We start from the raw sequence: 948 nt of genomic DNA, 5'->3' as shown, positions 1-948 counted from the left end.
ACAGGAGGAACTCCTTCCTATACCTATTCTTGGGCTCCATCAGGAGGCACTGCTGCTACAGCAACTGGACTTGCAGCAGGAACTTATACTGTAACAGTAACTGATGCAAATGCGTGTCAAGCAACAAGATCTTTTACTATTACACAGCCAACAGCTTTAAACACTACAGCAGGTACTAAAACTGATGTTTCTTGTAATGGAGGTTCGAACGGAACTGCAACAGTAGCTCCAACAGGAGGAACTCCTTCCTATACCTATTCTTGGGCTCCGTCAGGAGGTACTGCTGCTACAGCAACTGGACTTGCAGCAGGAACTTATACATGTACAATAACTGATGCCAATGGGTGTCAGGGTACAAAATCCTTTACTATTACCCAACCGACTGCTCTAAATACTACAGCAGGTACTAAAACTGATGTTTCTTGTAATGGTGGCTCTAATGGTACTGCAACGGTTTCTCCAACAGGAGGAACTCCATCGTATACCTATTCTTGGGCTCCGTCAGGAGGTACTGCTGCTACAGCAACTGGACTTGCAGCAGGAACTTATACTGTAACAGTAACTGATGCAAATGGATGTCAGGGCACAAAGTCTTTCACAATTACGCAACCATCCGCTTTAAACACTACAGCAGGAAGCAAAACAGATGTTTCTTGTAATGGAGGTTCGAATGGTACTGCAACGGTTTCTCCAACAGGAGGAACTCCTTCCTATACCTATTCTTGGGCTCCATCAGGAGGGACAGCCGCTACAGCAACTGGACTTGCAGCAGGAACTTATACTGTAACAGTAACTGATGCAAATGGATGTCAGGGTACAAAGTCTTTCACTATTGCACAGCCAACTGCTTTAAGCCTAACTACAGGTGGTGGAAAAACTGATGTTTCTTGTAATGGTGGTTCGAACGGAACTGCAACAGTTGCTCCCACAGGAGGAACTCCTTCCTAT

Annotated in this window: 1 protein-coding gene; it reads left to right on the top strand. The window is 45.3% G+C overall.

Going from position 1 to position 948, the window contains the following annotated elements; translation table 11 throughout:
• A partial coding sequence (locus FEM21_RS15880) for a SprB repeat-containing protein (protein ID WP_035662658.1) occupies positions 1 to 948 on the top strand: 948 nt, incomplete at both ends.

The organism is Flavobacterium seoulense (assembly GCF_000695795.1).
Taxonomy (GTDB): domain Bacteria; phylum Bacteroidota; class Bacteroidia; order Flavobacteriales; family Flavobacteriaceae; genus Flavobacterium; species Flavobacterium seoulense.
This window is presented reverse-complemented; position numbering and strand designations above follow the sequence as displayed.